Below are 19460 nucleotides of genomic sequence, written 5' to 3'. Positions count from 1 at the left end.
ACCACCCTGCGAGTAGCTCACCACTACTCGAGTTGAGACTGTGTGCACTCGGTGCACCGGTCTCGCGATCAGGGGGGCATTGTGGTTTTCAGGGAACCAATTTTTGGTACAGACAAGCGCGCGAGCGGTCGGGCGCGCACCATTCGCGCGAGCGTTGCTACGTTCGCCGCTGCGGGGCTTGTCACGCTCTCTGTCTTCTCTCCTGGCGCTCCGGCGCACGCGGTCGCGGGTGATGGCTCAACCGCGGATGCGACTTTCTTGTCTGGCACGCTTCTTGCGGGACTCCTCCCCGCGCAAATTGCACTTCTCGGAGCATCAGCCGCGAGCAACGATGGAACGCAGGCTCTTCAAACAGACACCTCCGGAGTCGGCGTGCTCGCGGCGGTCACCGCCACCGCTGGCGGAATCGGTGTGCCTATCGCCCTCACCGATGCTGGGGTTCTCGGCACGTTTGCTCACGCCGCGGATGACGGTAGCTCAATCGCTGCAACAGGATTGGCTGATGTCTCGGGAGACATCGGGGCTTCCCTTTTCGATCTGACAGACCAACCGTCGTCTCTTTCCTTAGGGCTCGCCGAGGCTTTGGGAACCGATCTTGCGAGCGAGTTGACCGCGCTCTCCCTCGAGGTTGGAGCAGCCAGCTCTCGGGCATCTGTCGCAGCTCCCGCTGCACCGGCAGGCTCCTACGAGATCGTGGGCGCCGAACTTCGACTCACCAGCGACACTGTTGCTGGAGTGAGCGCCACAGTAAACGGCCTGGCCTCGACGCTGTCCGGCGCTGTTGATGCTGTTGCTGGGCCCAGCGGCTCGCTAGTGAGCGGTGTCTCCGGCATCGCTCTCAGCACCCTCAGCAGCTTGGGCGTGCTCTCTGTGGGGGATACCTCAGCAAGTGTGACGCTCGACCTGCCGGCTGCGCTGGCTCCCGTGTACACACCGCTCACCTCCGACGCCGTCACAATCGACTTCGGCACGGGTGAGATCATCGTCGACTTGGCGGAGCTCAAAGGCGGTTCGCTGTCAGGACTGCCGGTGGACACCTCTGTTCTTACGTCCACCGAGCTCGCTGCAATTACAGCGTCGGTAACAACATTGGTCGGGCAATTTGCTGACAATGTCGAAGATGCCGTCACGGCGGCGCTCACGGCCGCCGAAGTGAGCATCACCGTCGAGTTGGGTCTCGACCTTGGAGCTGTCCTTGGTGTTGTATCGATTGTCGAGGTCACCGTTGATGGCACCCTCGGCGAAATTGCCACGTCCACGGCGACTATCGGGATTTCAGCGCTCTCTGGTCTCGTAAACATCTCCGCGCTCACGACCGCGATCGTCGGCGCAGCCATCGCACCGCTGGCTTCGGACCTCCTGGATCCAAGTACCACCGCACTCAAGGTGTTCATTGATGGACTCCAGACCGGTGTCATCACACCAGTAGTGACGCTCCTGAACCCGGTGCTCGAAGCTCTTGACACGGTTCTCGCGCTCACCGTCAACAACCAGCAGCTGCTCGGTGTTGCACCAGCCCAAGAGTTCGTAGAAACTGCCCTTCGCGTAGGCCTGCTCGCACAGGGACCGGTAACTGAGCTTCTCCAACTGGATGTCGCACGCTCGGCCGTCGGCCCCAACAGTGTCGGGGTTAGCCCGACTATTGCCGATGTTGACCCGACGAGCGGACCGGCTACCGGCGGCACAGCGGTCGCCATCACCGGTACCGACTTCGGTGGCTCAACCGGCGTCACTTTCGATGGCGTTGCTGCCACAGATTTCGTCGTCGTGAGCGACACCGAGATCACTGTGACGAGTCCCGCGCATGCTGCGGGCACCGTAGACGTCATCATCCAACATCCGGCGGGTGCTTCGGATACTGCCGAGTTCACCTACACGCCGGTACCTCTCGTCTCATCCCTGACACCACACTTCGGCCCGATCGCGGGCGGCACGGTGGTGACCATCACTGGCTCTGAATTCACGGATGCCACGGGCGTCACGTTCGATGGGACTGGCGGCACGTCATTCACCGTCGATAGCGACACTCAGATCACGGTGACGAGCCCGGCGCATGCCCTAGGCGCTGTCGACCTGATTATCGAACGAGCAGCCGGCGACTCTGCTCCCGAAACCTTCACGTACCGCGGAGCACCGACGGTCTCAGGCTTGACGCCGAACGAAGGCCCACTCGCGGGCGGCACTGAAGTGACGATTACGGGTACCGGTTTCACGGGCTCCACGGGGGTTACCTTCGACGGGGCTGCCGGAACGTCGTTCACTGTGGTGAGCGACACCGAGATCACCGTCTCGAGCCCCGCGCACGCTGCAGAAACCATTGCGGTTGTCGTGCAGCATCCGATTGGGAATGCTGCTGCGGGTGACTTCACCTATACCGCTGCGCCCATCATCTTCTCGTTGTCGCCGAACATCGGCCCGGTCGCGGGCGGCACTGCCGTGACTATCACCGGCACGGGATTCACCGGGGCAACGGGCGTCACTTTTGACGGGGATGACGGAACGTCGTTCACTGTGGTGAGCGACACCGAGATCACCGTTTCTACCCCGGCACACGTTATTGGCGTTGTTGACGTCATCGTGCAGAACACGCCATCCGATTCGTCGCCGGGAACTTTCAGCTATCAAGCCGCACCGACAGTGTCCTCGATCGCTCCCGATGAGGGCCCGCTGGCGGGCGGAACAGAAGTCACGATCACGGGCACCGGCTTCACCGGCGCAACGGGAGTGACCTTTGATGGGGATGACGGAACGTCGTTCACGGTCGTGAGCGATACCGAAATCACGGTGACCACACCTGCAGGTTCTGAAGGCGCAGCGGCTGTCGTAGTGCAGCATCCGATTGGCGATGCTGATGGCGGCGACTTCACCTACGTCGTTGCCCCCGTGGTCCTGTCGATGACGCCGCTGGTCGGTCCCGACGATGGCGGCACTCTGGTGACGCTTCGTGGAGCTGGATTCTCGGCCGCCACCGGTGCACGCTTCGGTGCTGTGTGGGGCTCCAACTTCACCGTTCTGAGTGACACAGTCGCCACCGTGATCACTCCGGAACACGAAGCGATGTGGGTTCCCGCGATGGTCGCGTCGGGTGCGCTGGAGGTCAGCACTCCTGGCTTCACCTTCGAACTCACGACGCTGGCGGCCGCGGATGACGGCCTCGCCTTCACCGGTTCGTCCGGCTACCTAGTTGCTTGGCTCGCTGTCGCCCTCATCGGTGCCGGCGGACTACTCATGATTTCTCGACGCCCCACCGGGCGCCATCGCGCGTGAATAGGGGCAGCAGCGCACTGGAGCGCTGCCGCCCGTTCACTCGCCTCGAGAGCTAAGTGCGTGCAGGGTTTTCCCACCCCCCGGGTGAGCCCTGCACGTCTTTTCGGGTAACGCATGCCACGGATCAGGTGTGGCTGTGGTCGGTAACCAGCCGACCAGAGATGATTCGGAACCGGCGGCCGGGTAGTTTGGTCGATTTCGAAACACGTTGAGAAGAGCATGAGCTGCGCGTGTTCGCTCAGCGCGCGTTGGGATCGTCAGCGGGCACGACTACGCTAGGGGCGTGGTTGCTGCCCTATATCGCCGATACCGGCCCGAGACTTTTGCTGAACTCATCGGCCAATCTCAAGTGACCGATCCGCTGCGCACAGCGTTGCGCACCGATCGGGTCAATCACGCGTATCTGTTCAGTGGTCCGCGTGGCTGTGGCAAGACGACATCCGCCCGTATTTTGGCGCGCTGCCTCAACTGTGCCGAGGGCCCGACCGACACTCCCTGTGGTGTGTGTGCGTCGTGTGTAGAGCTGTCACGTGATGGTGGCGGTTCGCTCGATGTTGTCGAGATTGACGCGGCAAGCCACAACGGTGTTGAGGATGCCCGTGACTTGCGCGAGCGCGCCGTGTTTGCCCCGGCCCGCGACCGTTTCAAGATTTTCATTCTCGACGAGGCGCACATGGTGACGCCTCAGGGCTTCAACGCGATGCTCAAGATTGTTGAAGAGCCGCCGGAGCACGTGAAGTTCATCTTCGCGACTACCGAGCCCGACAAGGTGATTGGCACGATTCGTTCGCGCACCCACCACTACCCCTTCCGTTTGGTTCCGCCTGCCCAGATGCTCGACTACGTTCAGCAGTTGTGTGAAAGCGAGAACGTCGAGGTCGAGCCAGGAGTGCTTCCGCTCGTTGTTCGTGCCGGTGGCGGTTCGGTGCGCGACACTCTCTCGCTGCTCGACCAACTCATCGCTGGTTCCGACACCGCCACGGTCGGTTACGAACGCGCCGTTGCGTTGCTGGGGTACACCCACGCTGAGCTACTCGACGAAGTGATTGATGCTCTCGGCACTGGCGACGCTGCCGCTGCGTTCTCGTCGGTCGACCGCGTCATCCAGACCGGTCAAGATCCGCGTCGTTTCGTCGAAGACCTTCTAGAGCGGATGCGCGACCTCATCGTTGTTGCGGCAACTGCAGACAACGCGGCCTCCGTGCTGCGTGGCATCCCGCAAGATCAGCTTGAGCGCATGGCGCAGCAAGCCCATACGCTCGGCGCTGCTGAGCTATCGCGTGCAGCCGATGTGATCAACGCGGCTCTTTCTGAAATGACCGGTGCAACCTCACCGCGGCTTCATCTCGAGCTCATGATCGCGCGCATTTTGGTTCCCGCAAGCGATAACACGCAACGTGGTGCTCTGGCCCGGGTCGAGCGCCTCGAGCGTCGTATTGGCATAGAGGGTGACGCACCCATCGCGGCTGCTCCCGCTGCGAGCGCGGCACCGTCGCGCGCTGCGGCCCCTGCCTCTGCGGCTGCACCGGCTGAACGTCCCGGTGCGGAGGCTCCACGCGCGTCGGCACCTGAGACACCTGCCGCGACATCGGTGGCACCAGCAGCTGCGCCCGCAGCCGCTTCCTCGCCGCCCGCGCCCGCAGCATCCAACACGGGTCTCTCCGCCCCCGCTGCACCGCGCACGACGCCCGTGTCGATTCAGCAGGTGAGAGACGCCTGGCCCGAGATTCTCGATGTTGTCGAAAATCTCAAGCGCACCGCCTGGATGGTGGTATTCACTGCGAAGCCTCTCGAGCTGCGCGATGACAAGATTTTGGTGCTCTCGTTCCCCAGCCAACGTGACGTCGATGCTCTCAAGCAGCGCAGTGCTCCTGGCGAAGGAGTCGGCGACTATCTCAAGAAGGCCGTGGTGCACGTGCTCGGTTTCGAGCCCGCGTTCATCGCCAAGGTTGAGGGTGCGCCGTCAGCGCCGCCCGCAGGTCGTCCCGCCGCGGCAGCACCGCAGCAAGAATCGCGGATGCCCGCGCCCGAGATGTCGCCGGAACCTACGGCTCAGCCGCGCTCGCCGCAGCGCACCGTGCCCGCCGTTGATGAGGGCCCCGAGCCTGAGGAACCTGCGCCGGCCGAAGATCGTGAACCCGGGGGATGGGCTGTAGCGGCTATCCCTGAGTCCGAGCCAGAACCTGAAGGCGATCCTTCTGCAGCACGCGGTGGCGCTGCAGCACAACGCACTGCTAACGCGCAAGCGCAGCAGGCCCAGCAAGCGGCGAAGAAGCCGACGGCCGACCGGCTGGCAGAAGCGGCAGCTGCTGCACCCCCAGCCCCGCCAGAATCAATGGCGAAAGCAGCGATGTCGGCAACGGCAGCGCAAATGGATCGTTCGCGTTATGGCGAATCCGTTGTGCGCGAACTGCTGAACGCAACCTTTATCGAAGAAGAGCAAGTGGCGCCTCGTGTGGTGCCGCAGCCGAGAGACGAGTAACCCGTGTACGACGGAATTGTTCAAGAACTGATCGACGAGCTCGGTCGGCTTCCCGGCATCGGGCCCAAGTCTGCTCAGCGCATCGCGTTCCACATTTTGCAGACCGAAAGTTTTGATGTTCGTCGGCTTGCAGAACTGCTCAACGACATCCGCGACAAAGTGCATTTTTGCGCCATTTGCGGCAACGTCACCGAGCACGACACGTGTTCAATTTGTCGGGATGCTCGGCGCTCGCCGGCCACGATTTGTGTTGTCGAAGAGGCGAAAGACGTCGTCGCTATCGAGCGCACTCGCGAATTCCACGGGCTGTATCATGTACTCGGTGGAGCTATCAGCCCCATCGATGGAATTGGTCCCGACCAGTTGCGCATCAAGCAGCTGTTGGGCCGGTTAGCTGACGGCGTCGTCACAGAAGTCATCATCGCGACCGACCCCAATCTCGAAGGTGAAGCAACCGCTACCTATCTCACGCGGCTTCTCGTTCAACCCAACCTTCGTATTTCGCGCCTCGCATCCGGGCTTCCGGTTGGCGGAGATTTGGAATATGCCGACGAGGTAACCCTCGGCCGTGCATTTGAAGGTCGTCGAACGATCGACAACTAGCGCTCCCGTAATGAACTGCGGCGGATGGTGCTGGCACCGTTAGACTCGCATTTTGGGCACCAGCTGCCCGATCAACCACGCTTCAGGAGAACAATGAGCCTCATCGTTCAGAAGTTCGGTGGCTCGTCCGTTGCCGACGCTGAGAGTATCAAGCGCGTCGCCAAGCGCATTGTCGAGACCCGCAAGGCCGGAAACGACGTTGTTGTCGTCGTCTCAGCCATGGGTGACACCACCGACGAACTCTTCGACCTCGCCGTACAAGTCGTGCCAGTGCCGACCGGCCGTGAGCTCGACATGCTGCTCACCGCAGGCGAACGAATTTCGATGGCGCTGCTCGCGATGGCCATCAAGAGTTTGGGCGTCGATGCCCGCAGCTACACCGGTAGCCAGGCCGGAATGGTCACGGATGCTCAACACGGTGCCGCGCGCATCGTGGAGGTTTCTCCTCGCCGCGTCAAAGAAGCCCTCGATGACGGTGCGATCGCGATCGTCGCAGGCTTCCAAGGATTCAACCGCGGTACCGGAGACATTACGACTCTCGGTCGCGGTGGCTCGGACACCACTGCGGTAGCCCTCGCCGCCGCCCTCGGCGCCGAGACCTGTGAAATTTATACCGACGTTGATGGCATTTTTACGGCTGATCCCCGCATCGTGAAGTCCGCGGGCAAGGTCGACGTCGTCACGAGCGAAGAGATGTTGGAGCTTGCTGCGGCAGGGGCCAAGGTTCTCGACGTGCGCGCAGTGGAATATGCGCGCCGACACGGGGTAACGATTCACGTGCGGTCGTCGTTCAATAACAAGACTGGCACGTTGGTAGTCAATCCGAAGGATGGAGAGAGCGTGGAAGAAGCAATCATCACAGGTGTTGCCTCCGATCTGAGCGAAGCGAAGATCACGGTGGTAGGAGTTCCTGACGTTCCAGGAAAGGCCGCACAGATCTTCACGATTGTGGCCACCGCTAATGCCAACATCGACATGATCGTTCAGAACGTTTCTGAGGCAGCCACGGGTCGCACCGACATCTCCTTCACTCTGAAGAAGTCGGATGCCGAAGATGTGCTCCGCGCGTTGACCTTCAATCAAGAAGAGGTTGGCTTCGAGTCGCTGCAGCACGATGACCAGATCGGAAAGCTCTCCGTGGTCGGCGGCGGCATGCGCACCAACGCTGGAGTGTCGGCTCGACTGTTCACGGCTCTGTTCGAGGCGGGCATCAACATGGAAATGATCTCCACGAGCGAGATTCGCATTTCTGTAGTGACGCGTGCGGATACGGTCGCCCAGGCGGTGCGTGTTGTGCACACCGCGTTCGGTCTCGATGGTGACGAAGAGGCTGTTGTTCATGCGGGCACAGGTCGCTAACCGCTCTTCGCGGTCTCAATCGTTAATTGTTCGGCGCTAGTGTGGCGAATACAAACTGTAGGTAGAGGTACTCATGAGTAACGCAGGCATCCGTATTGGTGTTGTTGGTGCAACGGGTCAGGTTGGCGCTGTTGTGCGTCGTCTGTTGGAAGAGCGTGATTTTCCGGTAGCGGAGATTCGCTACTTCGCGTCCGCTCGCAGTGCCGGAACGACGTTGCCGTTCAAGGGTGAGCAGATCACCGTTGAAGATGCGTCTGTTGCTGATCCCACGGGCCTTGACGTTGCCATTTTCTCGGCCGGTGCCACCACGTCGCTGGCGCAGGCTCCGCGTTTTGCTGCGGCTGGCGTTACTGTGATCGATAACTCGTCGGGCTGGCGCATGGACCCTGAGGTTCCGCTGGTCGTCAGCGAGGTCAATCCGCACGCGATTGACCAGGCCGTTAAGGGCATCATTGCGAACCCAAACTGCACGACGATGGCAGCGATGCCGGTGTTGAAGGTTCTGGATGCCGAAGCCGGTCTTGAGCGCTTGATCGTGAGCACTTACCAGGCTGTGTCTGGCGCTGGCCTTGCCGGTGGCGAAGAGCTACTCGAGCAGGCTGCTGCTGCGGTCGCCCAAAACACGATGGGACTCGTCGAGGATGGCGCGGCCGTCACGATGCCGGCCCCGAACAAGTTCCCCAAGAACATTGCGTTCAACGTTGTTCCGTTTGCGGGCAACATTGTCGATGATGGACTCAACGAGACCGACGAAGAGAAGAAGCTGCGCAACGAGAGCCGCAAGATTCTCGAACTGCCCGGCCTGCTGGTCAGTGGCACGTGCGTTCGCGTCCCAGTCTTCACCGGTCATTCGTTGTCGATCAACGCCGAATTCGCTAAGCCCTTGAGCCCCGAGCGGGCGAAGGAATTGCTGGCGGATGCTCCGGGTGTCAGCCTGAGCGACATCCCGACGCCTCTCGACGCTGCCGGCGCCGACCCCAGCTTTGTGGGTCGCATCCGCACGGATGAGGGCGTGCCGAACGGTCGCGGCCTCGCGCTGTTCATCAGCAATGACAACCTCCGCAAGGGTGCCGCTCTCAATGCGGTGCAGATCGCGGAGCTCGTTGCCGCGAAGCTTCTCGCGAAGGCATCGGTTTAGCGGGCACGCATTACTGCCCGCCGCTCCGAACTTCCCGTATGACCTTTGGTTCCGCAGCCCGCACGATCATTGCGATGATCGCGGTCTCCGTCACGGTGGGTCTTGCGGGGTGCGCGACGAGCGCGTCCTCGACGGAGCCTGTCGTCGTGGCGGCGGCTGATTCCGATGCTCTCCGGGTCGCTTTCTACGGCGACTCGTACACACGGGGAACAGGAGCATCAGCGGAGCAACTGCGCTGGTCGACGCTTCTCAGCAGCCAGCAGGGCTGGAGCGAGTTCAACCCGAGCGTGAGCGGTCTTGGGTTCATGCGCAACCGCACGGAGTTCGGCGACGGCGACCTTCCTGGCCTCATTATTTCGGACGACCCCGACGTCGTCATCGTCACGATGGGGCTCAACGACAACTTCGCCTATGACGCCTATGCCGACGAGCTGCCCGGCCAGATCCTGAGTGATTTCGAGCGACTCGTGACGCAGCTTCCGGATGCCCAGATCATTGTCGTTGAACCGTTCTGGTACAAAACCCAGCGCCCCGCTTCGGTCGGCGTGATCATTTCGTGGGTGCGCGACGCTGCGGCTGAGGCCGGCGCCGATTACATCTCGGGGGCGTCCTATTGGCTCACGGGGCATCCGGAGTGGATGTCCGACGACAACCTGCATCCCAACGATGCGGGTCATGCGGCGATCGCAACCCAGATGGATCTCGCCCTTCGCGACCTAGGGCGCTAGCTCTCGTGAACCGCTCATGTTCTCCCGCGCTCTAAGCCACAGCAACCGTTTAGGCCGCCCGCGCCGAACTCCTTCCATGAAGTTCGATTCAGTAGCCCGCATTATCGCGACGACCGTTGTGGTTGCAGCAGCCCTCAGCCTCTCTGCCTGCAGCTCCGAGGAGCCCGCAACCGAACGCGACCCCAACGACGTTCGCGTCGCTTTCTATGGTGACTCCTACACTCTCGGCACCGGAGCGTCGGCATCCGAGAACCGGTGGTCGACGGTGATCAGCCAGCAGCGCGGGTGGAGCGAGTTCAATCCGAGCGAAAACGGGCTCGGCTTTATCAACAACCGCAGCACGTTCGGTGATGGCGACCTGCCGAGCCTGATCATCGCGGATGCCCCAGACATCGTGATCGTGACGATGGGCCTCAACGACAACTTCAGCTTCGATGCCCGAGCCAGCGACATCCGCACTCAAATATCAGCGGATTTCGACCGGCTGACAACCGCGCTTCCGGATGCCCGCTTCATTGTTGTTGAGCCGTTCTGGTACACGGATGAACGCCCAGAGTCGGTGGAAACGATCATCGGCTGGGTTGAGGCTGCGGCATCCGACATCGGTGCTGACTACATTCCGGGAGCCTCGCACTGGATCGAAGGTCACCCCGAGTGGATGGCCAGCGACGGCTTGCATCCCAACGATGAGGGTTACGCCGCGCTGGCGACAGAGATGGATCAGGCTCTTCGCACTGTGGGTCTCTAACAGAAGGCTAAAGTGGAGTTGTGAAGAAAACCGTCGACGTCGCGCTTATCGGCGGCGGAATTATGAGTGCCACCCTCGGAACGCTGTTGAAGCAATTGCAGCCTGACTGGGAGATCCAGATTTTCGAACGCTTGGGCGATCTTGCCCTGGAGAGTTCGAATCCGTGGAACAACGCTGGCACCGGACATTCCGCGCTGTGCGAGCTCAATTACACCCCGCAAAAGAGCGATGGCTCTATCGAGATTTCGAGTGCGGTGAAAGTCAACGAGCAGTTCCAGGTGTCACGTCAGTTCTGGTCGTACCTCGTCGACGAGGGAGCGTTGCCCGAACCCGAGTCGTTCATCAACGCGACCCCGCACATGAGCTTCGTGTGGGGCGAGACGAACGTTGAGTATCTTCGCAAGCGTTTCGAAGCGCTCAAGGATCACCCGCTCTTCGCGGGCATGGAATACAGCGAAGACCCTGCGGTCATTCACGGCTGGGCGCCGCTCATGATGCCAGGTCGCCTCAAGTCAGAGCCCGTAGCCGCAACCCATATTGCTTCAGGCACAGACGTCGACTTTGGCGCGCTCTCGCACTATCTCGTCGACAACCTCGTGGAGTCGGGCGCTGAGCTCAACACGGGCATCCTGGTCACGAACCTCACGAAACAGCGCGACGGCCTCTGGAAGCTCAAGCTTCGTCACGACATCGGCGGCACTCCTGTCGAGCCTGTGACCGCACGTTTCGTCTTCGTGGGTGCTGGCGGTTACGCTCTCAACCTTCTGCAGAAGTCAGGCATCAAAGAGATCCGTGGCTTCGGCGGGTTCCCCGTCAGTGGCGAGTTCCTCCGCACAGACAACCCTGAGATCGTGGCCGCCCACAGCGCCAAGGTCTACGGCAAGGCCGCTGTTGGTTCGCCGCCCATGTCGGTTCCTCACCTCGACCTTCGTGTCGTGGAGGGGGAGGGCAGCCTCATGTTCGGCCCCTACGCCGGATTCAGCCCCAAGTTCTTGAAGACCGGTTCAGTTCTCGACCTCTTTGCCTCCATCCGCTGGCACAACGTGCTCCCGATGGTCGCCGCCGGGCTCAGCAACCTTTCTCTCGTCAAGTACTTGGTTGGGCAGCTGATGGCGAGCCCCGAGACCAAGTTCGAAGAGCTCAAGGCATTCGTGCCCAATGCCAAGCCAGAAGATTGGTACAGCATTACGGCTGGGCAGCGCGTGCAGGTCATGAAGAAAGACCCGAAGAAGATCGGTGTCTTGCAGTTCGGCACCGAGGTTGTGTCCTCCGCCGATGGCAGCATTGCTGGCCTGCTCGGAGCATCGCCGGGAGCCTCCACGGCCGTTCCGATCATGCTCGGTCTGGTGGAGAAGTGCTTCCCGGAGCGCATGGATGAGTGGCGTCCGAAGATCGAGAAGATGATCCCGACGTTCGGTCAGCAGCTTGCTGACTCGCCCGAACTGGCGCGGGAGACGATCACGCGCACGGCGACGGCGCTTCACATCAACCCGTAGGCAGCCCGCACGAACTGTTTGTCCCCCGTTTAGTGGGCCATTGGCCTCAACTGTACCCCGCACGCGGGGTACAGTTCGTACCCCGAATGCTGCCATACTGGAGCTTGTGCATTCACGGCGCGACGAATGGGGGCATGCATGTCTATTGGCTTGCCAGCCCATCTGCGCAAGGAGAGTGTGAGCCGTGCCTTCGCGCGAGCAATCAACACTGTTGCATTCATTTGTTTCTCCCTCGCTTTCGTCGGCGTTGTGACCCTGTACGCCGGAGACCCCTCCCGCTACCTCCTGCCGGCTGCGATCGCGCTGATTCCGCTTTTCGTCACGATCACACTCGTCAATCGCTATCGCACCGTGTTCTTTACGGTCGCGCACCTAGTGATCGGCGGTCCGGCAGTTTATTGGTTCTCTCTCACCGTCATCTCGCAACTGCAACCAGTGGGCGTCGTCGGCCATTACTTGCTCAACCTGGTCGGAATCGCTCTCATGCTCGTCGGCGGCGCGAGTCGCACCGTGGGATGGAGCATCCTCTGGTGCACGGTAGGGCTCGGCGTCTCACAGGGTGCCGTGGCTTTGGCCTCGCTGCAGTGGCAGGGCTACGTGCATCCGCACCCGGCGCCTGTAGTTGTTTACGTGGCAGTCGTAGCAGTGCTCGTTATTTTGCGGCTCAGCCAACGTGGGGTGCGACGGGTGCAATCGCATTTGCACCGTGCGGCCCGCGACGATGAGTTCGCGAGCCTCCGTTACGGCATCGAAGCTACTTCCGCTGCTGTCATGCACGACACTGTTCTCGGGCATCTTGCCGCCATTGCGAATGCTCCGTTTGGCGCGATGAATCCGAAACTTCAGCGTGACATCAAGCGTGACCTTGAAGTGTTGGTGGGCGAGGAGTGGCTCTCAGAGGCGACGCTCGACTCAACGGACAGCGTGAGGCACGATTGGCAGAACAGTGCACTCCTCGCGGCGATTACTGAGGTGCGCGCTTTGGAGTTAGTCGTGGAAGTGACCGGCGATCTGACCGCATTGTCTCGACTGGATGCTCGAGGTGATGCTGCACTGGGGCCCGCCGTCAAGCAGTGTCTCGTCAACGTAATTAAGCACTCGGGTGTGATGCAGGCGGAAGTCGCCATCTTCGGGTCTGACCATGAAGTAAGCGTGCTCGTGGTCGATGCGGGCAAGGGCTTCAATGAAGCAGAAACTGGTGCTGACCGACTCGGATTGCGGCAGTCTGTTCGCCGCCGCATTGAAATTGTCTCCGGGACTGTTCACGTCTGGTCGACTCCGGAGCTCGGCACCTCCGTGATGATTCGCGTGCCTGTCGGCGAAGACGCGCCAGCCCTCACCGCGAGTGCAATCCAGTGACGGCGCTAGCGGACACGGAATCGATCCAGCAACTCGATCCCCTCGGAACCCTCGACGGGCGCCCAGTGAGCATAGTTGCCGGGGTCGGTCTTCTCGCCTTCGGATCTGTGATGACCTGGGCTAGCGCGTCAACTGTCGCGCAGCCCCTCTTCGCCAACCTGGCGTTAGTCTTCATAGCGCTGTCGTCGCTGAGCCTCATCGTCGGTACTAGCCCGCTCCGTGCCCCCTTCAGTGGAGGACTGCACGCCGCAGTGATTGGGTTTTTGGTTATTGCTTTCGCGCTCAGCTCGGCATCGCTGGGAAGCTCAGCGGAAGTGGTGACTGATTTCTGGGGGCCGCTCCTCATCGGAGTTGCCTGCATGGCGCTCGCGCCGTATCGGCCCATCGCTGAGCTGGTGACGATGGGGGTAGTGGCTTCCATCTTTACGGGCTTCATTGCGCTCGTGCAATCGTCAGTGTCAGATGTCCATGCACCAGCGATGATCGTGATTCTCTATTCCGTCACCCCCGTGCTCACGATGTCCTTGGGCGGCGCCGCGTTTGTGCGGTCGCTCATCCGAACTCATGAGCGTTGGGTGTCTCGCGCTCAACGAGCAACAACGCGTCAGTTGAGACGGCAACACGAGGGCGTTGCCCGTTCAGTGCAGCAGGACAGAGTGACCATTCTGAACCGCGACATTGTGCCGCTTTTTGCCGAACTAGCTCAGCGCGGAATTATCTCGCCCGAGGACCGTGCCCGGGCGGCCGAGTATTCGGAATCCATTCGCGAGCTCATGGTTGCTGAAGTTAACCGTAGTTGGCTCGAATCCGTGGTCGCCAGCTCTTTCGGTTCTCTCGACGACGGCAATCGCGTGTACGACCCTCATCGCCTAGCGGGAGCGATGACGCCCCATCAGCGCACAGCGCTGCGTGCTGCTGTGCTGGCCGTCGCGACCGGTGGTGAAATTGATCGGCAGAGCGTGCGTCTCTCCATCGAAAAGACCAAAGTCGGGGCGGCGATCACCGTAACGGGCGTCATTACCTCCTCCGAATCATCGTGGCGCTCATCACTGGCGCCCTATCTCGCAGTATTGCGCGTCGTCTTCACCGGACTTCGTATTTCCTATCGATCGCCCTCACTAACCGTAAGGTTCACTTATGACACCCCCTGAGACCCACCTCAGCGCTCACCTCGGCGACAGGCCGCCCATTCGCCTTGCGATCCTCGACGATCACGAGGTGCTGCTCGACAGCCTCAATAGCTGGATCACGAACAACGCACCAGACTTTGATGTGGTGCTCACCGCGAGCACGTGGCTTGAACTCGTGCACAGCGATCGCTTTCCCACCGAGCTGGTCTTTCTCGACTTCCAGTTGAAAGAGCCCGTCTCGATCGAAGCCCGTGTACGCACGTGTCGCGCGGCGGGAGCCAAAGTGATTGTGCTCTCCAGCCTCGATAGTCGTGAAGCCCGTGATCGGGCCCTGGCGGCCGGTGCGGCCACTTTCCTCTCGAAGTCGTTGCCGATGCATGAAGTGATGGATGCCGCCCGCCAGATCATGGGCGTCGAGGGCGAAGGTTCGCAGCAGCACGACTGGCGCCCGCTGCCCTCAGGCTCGGCGGACCAGTCGAAGCCGAAGCTCAGCGCTGGCGAGGCTGACGCCCTCACCCTGTACGCTTCTGGACTAAGCACACCGCAGGTCGCCGAGCGTATGAATGTGCAATACGAAACGGCAAAGACCTATCTTCGGAGGGTGCGCGAAAAGTACGCAAAGGCCAACCGGCCGGCAAGTAAAAAGGCTGACCTGATTCGTCGGGCTGCTGAGGATGGATTTCTACGCTGATGAGCAAACTGTATTTCCGCTACGGAGCTATGAACAGTGGCAAGAGCACCGCGTTGCTGCAGGCCGCCTTCAACTACGAAGAGCGCGATCAGCAAGTGTTGCTGGCGAAGCCGCACATCGACACCAAGGGCGACAACGCGATCATTTCGCGTTTGGGGGTGACTCGTCAGGTCGACTTCACCATTTCACCCACCGATGACGTGTACGAAGTGTTTGCCCGCGAACGCGCCCGTGTCTTCGAGAAGACTGGGCTGCCGGTGAGCTGCTTGCTCGTCGACGAGGCTCAGTTCTTTACCGAGGCCCAGGTCGATGATTTGCTCCGCATCGCCATCGTAGAAAAGGTTCCGGTGCTGGCCTACGGCATCCGCACAGACTTCCAGACGGTGGCGTTCCCTGGCAGCCGTCGTTTGCTCGAAATCGCGCACTCCCTCGAGGAACTCAAGACCATTTGCCGCTGCGGTCGCAAAGCAGTCTTCAACGCCCGCACGGTCGGGGATCAGTTCATCTTCGATGGCGACCAAGTCGCGATCGATGGGGTGGATGTCGGCTACCAGTCGCTGTGCGGAGCCTGCTACCTCGAAGAGAGCGGAGGCGTTCTCAATAGCGGCTGGCGCCCCAAGATCGAGTTCAGCTACGGAAGCGCGCCTGACGCCGACTTCTCGTAAGGCTGGCGACGGCACAGCCGCCGTGCCGTGAAGTTGTTAACGACGAAACGCCCTCCCGAAGGAGGGCGTTTCGTTGTACATACTGCAGTTTGTCGGGGTAGCGGGATTTGAACCCACGACCTCTTCGTCCCGAACGAAGCGCGCTACCAAGCTGCGCCACACCCCGATCATCGGTCACTTGCGCGACCGATAGATCAAGAATAGCCGATATCTCCGGCGGTGAGAGTCACTATCACCGCTTCTGGTTTGCAAGCGAAGCGAACGGGCGCATAAATCGATGTTCCGAGGCCTGCGCTCACGTTGAGGAACGCAGCACGACGCAAGTGGTGCCAGATGCTGAGGCCGCTCGCTTGCTCGCGAGGGATGTCGCAATTGGTCACGAGGGCAGGCATGCCAGGGACCCGAACTTGGCCTCCGTGGGTGTGCCCGGCGAAGATGGCGTCAGCTCCGTTAGTGACGAGAGCGTCAAGCACGCGACGGTAGGGCGCGTGGGTCACACCGATTGCGACCGTTTCGGGCCCGTGCGGGTCATCCGCCCAGCCCACGTTCTCGCGCATCTCTTCGACATTGGCGGGAAGCCGGTCAAGGCGCTCCCAGCCGCGATGCGCATCTGCCGTGCCGAACAGTTCGAGCCGTGACCCGCGCATCTCGATCGCCCGCGCGTGGTTATTGAGCGAGAGCCAGCCGAGTTCGTCTTCGAAATACTCGTTGAGGGCATCCGTATCGAGGTGTTCTACAGGGCGATGCCCAGACGACGGTCCGGTGAAGTAGGTGAACGGGTTTTTGAACTGGGGACCGTAATAGTCATTCGAGCCGTGCACGAACACACCCGGCACACCGGCGAAGGGTTCGAAAGCGCGTTTGATGCCCGTGATGCCGTTGGCGTGACCGAGGTTGTCGCCGGTGTTGATGACGAGGTCTGGTTCGTAGAGTGCGAGCTCGCGAACCCAGTCCTGCTTGCGGGTTTGCCACGGAGCCATGTGCAAATCGGAGATGTGCAGCACCGTGATGTCACGCGCGCTCGGGTCGAGAATCGGAAGGATCTCGTGTCGAACGGTGAACGCATTGCGTTCCACTAGCGAGCCCCACGCGAACGCGGCGGCCCCTGCCACAGCTACCGCACCGAGTGCGGTAGCTGTGGGGGAGATACGTCGACTCATGGACAGGGCAGAATTTGCGCGACGGTCAGTGTGATCGTCGTACTCGTCTTGGCGAAGGTGCCCGCCGACGGGCTAGAGGCTGTGACCTTTCCGTCGCTCGGATCGCCTGGCGATACTTCCTCACAGGACTGGCTCACGTTCGAGAATCCAGAGCTGCTGAGGATGCCCTGCGCGGTCGCGAAGTCGTTCGATTCACCGTCTCCTACCGCATCCGGAATCTTCACCTTGTTGCCCTTGCTGGTGTAGACGGTGACGGTGGCGCCGGCTGCGGACTGGGTGCCGGCACCGGGGCTCGTCCTGACGACCTGTCCGGCAGGCAACTCGGAGTCGACTTCGCCGCCATCTCTGAATGAGAAGCCGAGGCTTTCGAGCACTGACTTGGCCTGTTCCAGCGACTGCAGAGTGAGGTCAGGAACTTCAGTTCCCGAGCCGGTCAGCAGCTTGGAGTCAGGCTCGGGCAGCGCGCCACCCGGGTACTTGATGTTGAGGGCGCCGTCGGTGGCACGCGTGATGTAGTGGCGCAGGCGGTAGCCCTGAACATCGGCGTAGTAGACCTGGCTGATGTCTTGGAATCCGGAAATATTTCCGACCCAGGTTGCCGTGCCGTAGCGAGTTGTTCCGCTGGCCATCCACGTGTGTACAGCGCCGTCGGTGGTTCCCGTCTTACCAAAGATCGGGATGCCGTCATTGGGGTCGGAGTACGCAGCGTTACCGCGGTTCAGCACCTCAGTGAGCACGTAGGCCGTGGTTGCAGCGACCTCAGGTGAGATTGCCTGGCGGCAGTTCTGCTCCTGACCACCAAGGTCGGCGTTGCTCGCGCTGATGGCCTTGTCGATGATGATCGGCTCGCACCAGAGCCCGCCAGCGCCAATTGCGGCGTAGGCGGAAGCCATGCTGAGCGGGGTTACATCGTTAGTACCGATGATCGACGACGGGAAGCTCTCCAGTTCGGCGCCATCGGCTCGCTCGACACCCATGCTGGCGGCGACGTTACGGATGTTGCAGAGGTCGAGTTGGGTCGCCATCGAGAAGAAAATACCGTTGATCGACTCGGCAGTGCCCTCGGCAACCGTGTAAATTCCGGATTCGTTCGCGTTGTTGCCGAATTCGACGGTGCCGCCATACGGGCCATTGCAACTGTCGAGGAACTGAGAGCCAGGGATGTCGCGAGCGGTACCTTCGAGGCGCTCGTTAATGCCCTTGCCCTGATTCAGCCACTCGATCAGGGTGAAGACCTTGTAGGTCGATCCAGGCTGGAAGCCGCTCGATCCACCGTACTCATAGCTGGTGTTGTAGTTCACGGCTGTGCTCTCAATGCCGCCACCGTCGAGGGTGTCGTTGAAGAGCTTGTTTTCGGCCATGACGAGCACTCGTCCGGTGCCGGACTCAACCGTGGAGGTGGCGCTTCCGAGGCTGAAGGCGGTCTCGTTGTTGGGCGCGTAGGTCCAGGTTGCCTTCTGTGAAGGAATCTGAGCATCGAGGTCGAGAGTGGTGTACAGCTTGTAACCGCCCTGCTTCCAGCTCTCATTGCGCTCGTCGACGGTGTCGCCGAGGAACTCAAAGTCGGGAACGCTCTTGACGACATAGTCGCAGAACCACTTGGCGTACTTGTAGGCCGAGGTGCAACCGTTGTTCGGGGCCGAGAGGTCGACAGATTCTTCGTCGACCTGAATGGCGACGGCTTCGTCGTATTGTTCGCGATCGATGGAGCCGACGTCGAGCATTGCGCTCAGGATTACGTCGCGACGGTCTTGGTTGGCCGCGTAGTACTCAGGATCCGACAGGTTCCGAATACTGGGCTCTTGCACAATGGCGATGAGGCTTGCGGACTGCTCAAGAGTGAGGTCCTTCGCGTCAACGCTGTAGTAGCGCTGCGCCGCAGCCTGAATTCCGTACGTCGCGTTGCCGAAGTTGGCGATGTTGAGGTACGCGGTCAGGATTTCCTTCTTCGTGTACCGCTTCTCAAGACCGATTGCCAGCTTCATTTCCTTGAGCTTGCGGTCGAAAGACTGACTCGTGGCGGCGAGATACGCGGCCGAGCGCTCATCTTCGGTTGGCAGGGATTCTGCTTCCGAAATGTAGGTGTTCTTGACGAGCTGCATCGTGAGCGTGGATGCACCACTCTCGATTCCCGAAGAAACGAAGTTGCCCACAGCCGCACGCACGAGCGACGTGAGGTCGACTCCGCCGTGATCGAAGAAACGACGGTCTTCACCGGCGACGACGGCCTCTACGGCAAACTCGGAAATCTCGTCGTAGCTGACCTCTTGGCGGTTCTGGTCATAGATGGTTGCGATAGGCAGGTAACCGTCAACATTGCCCTTGCCCGTGTACTGGGCGTAGATCGTGTTGCGTTCAGGCTGCTGGTCGAGTTCGAGGTAATCGGGAAGCCCATCGAAGATGCCGATGGTGCTTGTGGCGGTGATGCCAGTGACGGCGAGCGCGGGAGCAACCATGGCTGTGACAAGCACGCCAGAGAGGACACTGAAGCTGATCAATCCGGCTACAGCCGAGAAGATGCCGCGACGCGGAGTTTTTTGGGCAGACATATGATCAAGAGTAGGGGATCATTGATAACGCCATGCTGAACGGGAGCCGCAAATATGCCTAAATGGGAGTACTTGACAACACCAC

General features: G+C 61.0%; 14 protein-coding genes and 1 tRNA gene. 12 read left to right on the top strand and 3 right to left on the bottom strand.

The genetic code is table 11. The features are described 5' to 3' along the window. Positions 1 to 81 precede the first annotated feature (81 nt). The 12 genes from I6E81_RS11830 to I6E81_RS11775 all read left to right on the top strand — a co-directional run bounded on the left by I6E81_RS11830 (position 82) and on the right by I6E81_RS11775 (position 15666). The gene (locus I6E81_RS11830; RefSeq protein WP_197107986.1) at positions 82 to 3267 is read left to right on the top strand and encodes an IPT/TIG domain-containing protein; all 3186 of its coding nucleotides are present in this window, start codon (positions 82 to 84) and stop codon (positions 3265 to 3267) included. A 283-nt stretch (positions 3268 to 3550) separates the two neighbouring features. Further along, a complete protein-coding gene (locus I6E81_RS11825) occupies positions 3551 to 5749 on the top strand; it encodes a DNA polymerase III subunit gamma and tau (protein ID WP_197107978.1) in 2199 nt (732 codons plus the stop codon). Between the two features lie 3 nt (positions 5750 to 5752). Continuing rightward, the gene (gene recR / locus I6E81_RS11820; RefSeq protein ID WP_197107976.1) at positions 5753 to 6352 is read left to right on the top strand and encodes a recombination mediator RecR; all 600 of its coding nucleotides are present in this window, start codon (positions 5753 to 5755) and stop codon (positions 6350 to 6352) included. A gap of 93 nt (positions 6353 to 6445) precedes the next feature. Then, complete coding sequence (locus tag I6E81_RS11815; RefSeq protein ID WP_197107974.1) at positions 6446 to 7711, top strand: aspartate kinase; 1266 nt, start codon at positions 6446 to 6448, stop codon at positions 7709 to 7711. A gap of 73 nt (positions 7712 to 7784) precedes the next feature. Continuing rightward, positions 7785 to 8849 carry an aspartate-semialdehyde dehydrogenase gene (locus tag I6E81_RS11810; protein ID WP_197107972.1) on the top strand — a complete coding sequence of 355 codons (1065 nt, stop codon included), beginning with the start codon at positions 7785 to 7787 and terminating at the stop codon, positions 8847 to 8849. 38 nt (positions 8850 to 8887) lie between these two features. Beyond that, positions 8888 to 9577, top strand: coding sequence for an SGNH/GDSL hydrolase family protein (locus I6E81_RS11805; protein WP_197107963.1), 690 nt, complete (start codon positions 8888 to 8890; stop codon positions 9575 to 9577). Positions 9578 to 9653: 76 nt separating this feature from the next. Then, positions 9654 to 10325: an SGNH/GDSL hydrolase family protein gene (locus tag I6E81_RS11800; protein ID WP_197107961.1), complete on the top strand. Its 672-nt coding sequence runs from the start codon at positions 9654 to 9656 to the stop codon at positions 10323 to 10325. Positions 10326 to 10345: 20 nt separating this feature from the next. After that, positions 10346 to 11821 carry a malate:quinone oxidoreductase gene (locus I6E81_RS11795; protein ID WP_197107959.1) on the top strand — a complete coding sequence of 492 codons (1476 nt, stop codon included), beginning with the start codon at positions 10346 to 10348 and terminating at the stop codon, positions 11819 to 11821. A gap of 138 nt (positions 11822 to 11959) precedes the next feature. After that, on the top strand, positions 11960 to 13180 hold the full coding sequence (locus tag I6E81_RS11790; protein ID WP_197107957.1) for a sensor histidine kinase: 1221 nt from the start codon (positions 11960 to 11962) through the stop codon (positions 13178 to 13180). Between the two features lie 65 nt (positions 13181 to 13245). Beyond that, a complete protein-coding gene (locus I6E81_RS11785) occupies positions 13246 to 14331 on the top strand; it encodes a hypothetical protein (protein WP_307784149.1) in 1086 nt (361 codons plus the stop codon). Beyond that, a complete protein-coding gene (locus I6E81_RS11780) occupies positions 14318 to 15001 on the top strand; it encodes a response regulator (RefSeq protein WP_197107952.1) in 684 nt (227 codons plus the stop codon). Before I6E81_RS11785 ends, I6E81_RS11780 begins: the two co-directional genes overlap by 14 nt. Continuing rightward, positions 15001 to 15666, top strand: coding sequence for a thymidine kinase (locus tag I6E81_RS11775; RefSeq protein ID WP_197107950.1), 666 nt, complete (start codon positions 15001 to 15003; stop codon positions 15664 to 15666). Before I6E81_RS11780 ends, I6E81_RS11775 begins: the two co-directional genes overlap by 1 nt. Before the next feature lie 92 nt (positions 15667 to 15758). On the opposite strand, the gene I6E81_RS11770 is transcribed toward I6E81_RS11775, so the two are convergent. The 3 genes from I6E81_RS11770 to I6E81_RS11760 form a co-directional block, all read right to left on the bottom strand. Next, positions 15759 to 15832: transfer RNA gene (locus I6E81_RS11770), tRNA-Pro, on the bottom strand. Positions 15833 to 15860: 28 nt separating this feature from the next. After that, complete coding sequence (locus I6E81_RS11765; protein ID WP_197107948.1) at positions 15861 to 16826, bottom strand: metallophosphoesterase; 966 nt, start codon at positions 16824 to 16826, stop codon at positions 15861 to 15863. Continuing rightward, the gene (locus I6E81_RS11760) at positions 16823 to 19375 is read right to left on the bottom strand and encodes a transglycosylase domain-containing protein (RefSeq protein WP_197107946.1); all 2553 of its coding nucleotides are present in this window, start codon (positions 19373 to 19375) and stop codon (positions 16823 to 16825) included. The genes I6E81_RS11765 and I6E81_RS11760 overlap by 4 nt, the downstream gene beginning before the upstream one ends. Positions 19376 to 19460 lie beyond the last annotated feature (85 nt).

Origin of the sequence: Salinibacterium sp. NG22, from assembly GCF_015864925.1 — a bacterium.
Lineage (GTDB): Bacteria > Actinomycetota > Actinomycetes > Actinomycetales > Microbacteriaceae > Rhodoglobus.
Note: the sequence above shows the minus strand (reverse complement) of the source record. Positions and strands in the feature narration are given on the sequence as shown.